The 5,614-nt window shown below is 47.1% G+C and carries 4 protein-coding genes and 1 pseudogene; 2 read left to right on the forward strand and 3 right to left on the reverse strand.

The window, feature by feature from the left end; genetic code table 11:
* Positions 1–317: 317 nt before the first annotated feature.
* Positions 318–863, reverse strand: coding sequence for a DUF4142 domain-containing protein (locus AD944_RS01390; RefSeq protein WP_045543232.1), 546 nt, complete (start codon positions 861–863; stop codon positions 318–320).
* A gap of 420 nt (positions 864–1,283) precedes the next feature.
* Between AD944_RS01390 and AD944_RS01395 the strand changes: the two genes are divergently transcribed.
* A complete protein-coding gene (locus tag AD944_RS01395) occupies positions 1,284–1,778 on the forward strand; it encodes a hypothetical protein (RefSeq protein ID WP_045543235.1) in 495 nt (164 codons plus the stop codon).
* A gap of 375 nt (positions 1,779–2,153) precedes the next feature.
* Here AD944_RS01395 and AD944_RS01400 read toward each other — a convergent pair whose 3' ends face one another.
* Both AD944_RS01400 and AD944_RS17340 read right to left on the reverse strand, forming a co-directional pair.
* A complete protein-coding gene (locus AD944_RS01400) occupies positions 2,154–4,367 on the reverse strand; it encodes a TonB-dependent siderophore receptor (protein WP_052427250.1) in 2,214 nt (737 codons plus the stop codon).
* Between the two features lie 439 nt (positions 4,368–4,806).
* Positions 4,807–5,136 carry an SbtR family transcriptional regulator gene (locus tag AD944_RS17340; protein ID WP_456303679.1) on the reverse strand — a complete coding sequence of 110 codons (330 nt, stop codon included), beginning with the start codon at positions 5,134–5,136 and terminating at the stop codon, positions 4,807–4,809.
* An 82-nt stretch (positions 5,137–5,218) separates the two neighbouring features.
* Here AD944_RS17340 and AD944_RS17630 point away from each other — a divergent pair.
* Positions 5,219–5,575, forward strand: a pseudogene (locus AD944_RS17630) (SDR family NAD(P)-dependent oxidoreductase); the annotation flags it as partial.
* Between the last annotated feature and the right edge of the window lie 39 nt (positions 5,576–5,614).

The raw sequence follows: 5,614 nt of genomic DNA on the forward strand, positions 1-5,614 counted from the left end.
ATATCAAGCCTTTATTCGCTTACCTATGCCAGCCCCAAAGAGTTTTGCTCCCTCCAAATTCTGAGAAATAAAATCAAATAGAGATACTCAAAATAGATTGTTTTTGGAACATTTCAAATTTTTATTATATTAGAATGTTGAATTTTTTATAAGTTATAATGTATTAAAAATAATTTTTAACTTATTTTTTTTATTTGTAATTCAATAAATAATTTCATTTTTGTGCAATATAATGACTTCCCCTTGTGGAACAGGAAGCCATTGGCACTAAAAAATTTATCCGACTTTTTAATAATGATATGCTTTTTGAATAGCGCTTATTTGATTTGTGCCTGATAGGCTGTGAGCTTGGCTTGTGTATCATTTGAGAGTTTGATTAGATCTGTGTTTTTTGAGGTCGTGATTTGGGCATCAAGGACTGATTTCATCTTAGTTGTGCTGCTCATGAAATAACGAGTGTAGCTTCGATCAAATGCCAAACCGCGCAAATGTTTCATATGGTTAATGATTTTCTGGCTTTGCGTAGAAGGTTGGGTCGGGAGAGTCAATGTGTGAGCTGTGGCCAATTGGGTTAGAGTGTCTTTGTTTTCTGTTAACTCTTTTACGATGGTCGCGCTGAGAAGAGCTATATCGTTACGAGCAGAATGGGTCCTGGCGATATTGGCCAACGCAATCTGGGTGAGATCCATATCATTGAGTTTCTGTAAGAAATCTGCATCAGCAGACGTGAACGGTATAGTTTTTTCCAAGGGAGGCAGAGGAGGGGCTGGTGGCTGGCCGGGGCTAATGCAGGCGTTCAGCACAAAAAGAGTGAGGAGAAGAGGGGAGTAGATAAGCGCCTTACGACGAGACGAGACCAACATAATCAGCAAATTCTCCTTTGGCCTTATAGGCCGTTTGGTATGGCAGTCTTTAGATGTCAGACGGAACTTTAAAAGTCCATGATGATAGGGTGCGATAGAGAAAGCAAGATAAACGATGTTATTTTTTTTGATTGCGAGAATGAAATATAGAGAGAATAAGAGAGATATATTTATGTGGGAATGATTTATTTGTCAGAAAAGAAATATTTAGAAGCTTATTTGACCTATTGCATTGTATGGAAAGAGCGCAGTAGCTTAGAAGCCCTACGCTTCATAGTGTGAGGGTTTGGGCAATGGCTGAGGATAATTGAAGAAATGAAGTGTCGTATTGCGGGTTTGTTTGCAGTCGCCTCACTCTCTATGAGTGTAAGTGGGTGTGGGTATTTTGATTCACGGGCTGCTCATAAAGCGCAGATCACCATGATTGGAATGACTTCTTACGATCTGCAGGCTTGTGCTGGCCTGCCAACGGCAACCAAACAGATCAATGATACAACTCAGATATTTGTTTACACGGGAACGCAGCCGCAGCCGAGCTACGGTGGCTCCACTCTTATTCCGATTGGCGACATTGCCACAACAATTGCACAACTTGGCGGTGGGGGTGGAACAACCTGCTCTGCTGTGATCCGCTTGGACCATGACCGTGTCTCTGATGTGCATTATACAGGGAATAACGATGAAATGGTAGGAACAGATGGTATCTGTTCCATTATTACACGCGGTTGTGCTCGCCAGCCGGAAGGTACGATGCAGAGATCTGCGGGTGGTATCTTCGGCCCCGTTTCAGCTTTTCATCCTCCTAGAACGCCGCAGCAATCCACGACAGCCACTTACTCTTCGCAATCTGGTGGCGCTGTGCTCAACTCTGATAAAAAATCCTCAGACTCAATTATTGTTCCCAGAACAAAGTAAAATGTAGGCTTGAAGGAGCATCGCATAGGCAATGCTTTCTTATCCCCGTTATTTGAGAAACTCATAGTTTTTAAGTGCTATACAGGAGCCGGTTGACTGCCGAAGTCTAGTAATGGGCTTCGGTATTTACTTCTATCAATGTATGGTGGAGGAGAAATAGAATGAATCTGAAAACGCAGGGGCACCCTTAAAACCTAAAGCTTTTCAAATCCCATCTGCTCAGTTCTGACTAACCAAAAAGCTTGGATCAAGGTTAGATATAAAACAATATCAAGACCTATTTTTCCCCAAGAGCTTGAACGGGTCCCTTCCTGACTGAAGGCACAGGCGGAAGCTCTGTTGGAGATAGCAACAGAGCATTTTGAAAAAGACCAATCAGAAGCTGTAATGAACAGCGCCAACTACTGTGCGGGCAGCACCATACCAGCACCATCCTGTTACGGCACAGGATGAAACATATTTTGTGTTCAGCACATTGTTGACGTTAAGTTGCACACTGAAATTCTCAGTGCTGCGGGCAAGTGTGCCAAAGTCATAGCTCATCATCAGATCAGCCAGAGTATAAGCTGGGGCTGCAAAGCGTGTATAAGCTGTTGCTCCGCTCACCATGCTGGTGAAAGCACCGTCACTTGGGCCGGTGTAGCGCATGCCACCGCCAACGGTGAAACCCCGCCATGGACCGCATGCAAAACGCGCCCGATGAAAGTCATACGACAGAAAGGTGGACGCCATCCATGTAGGAGCTCCCAGAACACGGGTATTGGTGACACCCGGTGCAGCACTACCATTTATGATACCGGCAGTAGGCGGGTTACCTTTTGCGTAGTTGGATTCCATATAGGTCAGTGCCACAGTAAAGTTCAGTCCGGGAATGATTTCTCCACGCCCTTCCATTTCCACACCTCTTGTGCGCACTTCGCCGCCCTGAATTGAGTTTAACGGGTTACTGGGGTCTGTAATGAGAGTGTTCTGCCTGGCCAGATCATAAGCCGAAACCGTTAGAATGGTTTTTGTGCCTTTGGGCTGATATTTCATGCCAAATTCATATTGTCGGCCGGTAATGGGTTTGTAGGAGGTTCCATAAATGTTCGCGCCAGTTTGTGGTTCGAACGATGTCGAATAGCTGAAATAGGGAGCTAGACCAAAGCGGAATGCGTATAAGGCTCCTACGCGCCAGGTTATTTTGTTCTGGCTCAGGCGGGAGGCACTGCTGCTTGTTGTGCTTTTTTGCTGATACCAATCATTGCGTATGCTGCCCATTAGATTCAAATTGCCGATTTCAATCTGGTCCTGCCCGTACACGCCAAGTTGCTGCTGTGAAACATTTGTCCTTGGCGCGCCGGTGACGAAATCGTTCCACTGATAGCCATAAGTGGGGTGATACAGATTGAGGTCTGGCACACCGTTTGCAGCACCTTGTGCAAAGCGCATACGATAATTACCGTTATTGTCGAAATAATCCTGTCCCGCCAGAATTGTGTGTCGTAATAGACCTGTATGAAATTTGGCTGTGAAGCTGTTATCCAGCGTCAGACCACCATAGTTTTCATCACTGCCACCGGCACCGCGGCGTATTGACTGCATATCTGTGTTGAGAGAGCTGAAATAGACCTGTCGATAGCTCTGAACCATGCGCTGATAGCGGAAATTCGAACGGAAGCTGAGAATATCGTTAAAGCGATGACGAATAAGTGTTGAAACTGATCCCTGTTTACGGTCAAAAATTTCATAATTAGGGTCGCCATCATAAAAATTTCGCGGTAACTGACCATAGGGGTTTCGCAGAACAGACCCAATGGCGGGCACACCTCCATATGAGCCGCTGTGAGGATCACGCTGATAGCTGCCTATGAACGTGATAGATGTATTTTCATCAGGCACATAACTAAGCTCTGGCGAGATATAATAACGTAGGTTACGTGTTGTGCGGATAAAACCATCACTTTTCTCTCCGCCACCGATCAGGCGATAAAGAAAGTGCTTTTTGGTATCAAGCGGTCCGGTCAGGTCTGCATACCCCCGTATGAGGTTGTAATTGCCTGCCGAAAAATCAACCACGTTTTTCCGCACAGTTAGGGGCGTTTTACTGCTTTCATTAATAAGGCCTCCAGGCGAGGAGTTGCCATATAGTACGGATGCCGGCCCTTTGATGACATCCACACTGTCAATACGATGGAAGTCTAGCTGCGGCGTAGCATAAACGCCGCCAAGCAGCCGCATGCCATCCAGAAAGAGGGCAGGTGTAAAGCCACGGATGGTCATCTGATCGTACCGGCCAACATTGCCGCCACGCAAGTTTGTCATGGCGCCCGCAACGTAGGTCAGAGCTTGATTAAGTGAAAGCGCATTGCGTTGTAGCAGTTCTTCATTGGTCAGAACGGTAATGGTCTGTGGCGTGCGGATAAGTGGCGTATCTGTTTTGGTGCCCGTACTGCTTTTGACAGCATTACGGGACCCGATGACCGATATCTCTTCCTTCTTTTTGTTTGTTTTTGAAAGATCTTCTATTTGTTTCTGTTCCGCGTGGACAGAAGGGTAGGGCAGTGCCAGCAGCATGGTGCCGCATAGGAATACAAAACGCGGAGGCATTGTTATCACCGTTAAGATAATGATTCGCATTTGCCTTTAATAAGGATGCGAATTATTCGCAATTCATAAAATTCTCTTTGTGTCGATGTTGCTACAGAAGGGTGAAAAAAGACTGGTGCTGTCAGAATTATCTTGCGGTTAAAATATCGGTTTGCAGGGGACTGCCCGTCTATTGACTAATGTCACACAGTGGTGCGAATGGCCTAACAGTCCGTTAACGATGAACGGCTATATCTTCGCGTTTCTGGCGAGGGCTGAAACTGCTGGGGTTCCTTGCCTGAGAGGCTTGTCTTACCTCTCAGGTAACGGCTGGCCTATTGGGGGGCAAGACCATCATCCGTAAGCGCATTGTCGACCCATAATCCAATACAAGAGACGCTTCATGGAACATACACGCCATTGTGTTGGGCCCTGTTCAATCCCCACGGACGTAGGATTATCATTGCAGTGAATGGGGTTTGTGGGGACGCGATCCTGCGATGAGAATGTTGACAAGTCTCTTGGCTCCGATCTCCCAGCCAGGGCCTGCCGAAAAGTTCGACACGCCAGCTAAGGCACGGAGCAGATCAATGGGCTCAATGTCCGTGCTGATGTCCCCACTCTCGACAGCGGCTGCGACGAGTGTGTTAATTGCAGTTTGGAGAACCGTTCCCGACTGGGCGTAAAGTGTGCTCGGTCCGTCAACCAGTCCCTTGAGTGCAGGGGCTATGACCTGTTTGGCTGCAATATAATCGACGAACAATAGCATCCACGCACGGAGTGCCTCCACTGGTGGATGGCGCGCTGAAAGAACCGGTGCTGCTTCAGCAAGCTTATCCAATTCAGCACGATAGACTGCCTCGATGAGGGCGTCTCGATTGGGGAATGTGTCTTCCGCTGGTCATCGCTTTGCAGACGTTGATCTCCAAGACCCGAATTTCGAGCATACTTCATATGAGCCATTTGTTGCTTACGGACGCTCCAAAACGGCCAATATCCTCTTTGCCGTTGCCTTTGATGCGTGACATCGCGCACGCGGCGTGAGAGCGACGGCAGTTCATCCAGGTGGAATCATGACCGAACTGCCGCGTCACATGCCAGAAGGCGCACTTGAAGAAATGTTAGCGGGAATTAATGAGCAGGCTAATGCTGAAGGAAAACCATCGTTTCAGTTCAAGAGCATCCCTCAGGGGGCGGCTACGTCGATTTGGGCAGGTGTGGTGGCAGAGGGGTAATCCCCCCATAAAAAGAGTGGCTTTTGAATGAGA

The organism is Acetobacter tropicalis, assembly GCF_001580915.1.
Lineage (GTDB): Bacteria > Pseudomonadota > Alphaproteobacteria > Acetobacterales > Acetobacteraceae > Acetobacter > Acetobacter tropicalis.

Excerpts from the sequence above, each read along its gene's own strand:
- AD944_RS01390 (WP_045543232.1), bottom strand. The coding sequence starts at position 863 with ATGTTGGTCTCGTCTCGTCGTAAGGCGCTTATCTACTCCCCTCTTCTC.
- AD944_RS01395 (WP_045543235.1), top strand. The coding sequence starts at position 1,284 with ATGATTGGAATGACTTCTTACGATCTGCAGGCTTGTGCTGGCCTGCCA.
- AD944_RS01400 (WP_052427250.1), bottom strand. The coding sequence starts at position 4,367 with ATGCCTCCGCGTTTTGTATTCCTATGCGGCACCATGCTGCTGGCACTG.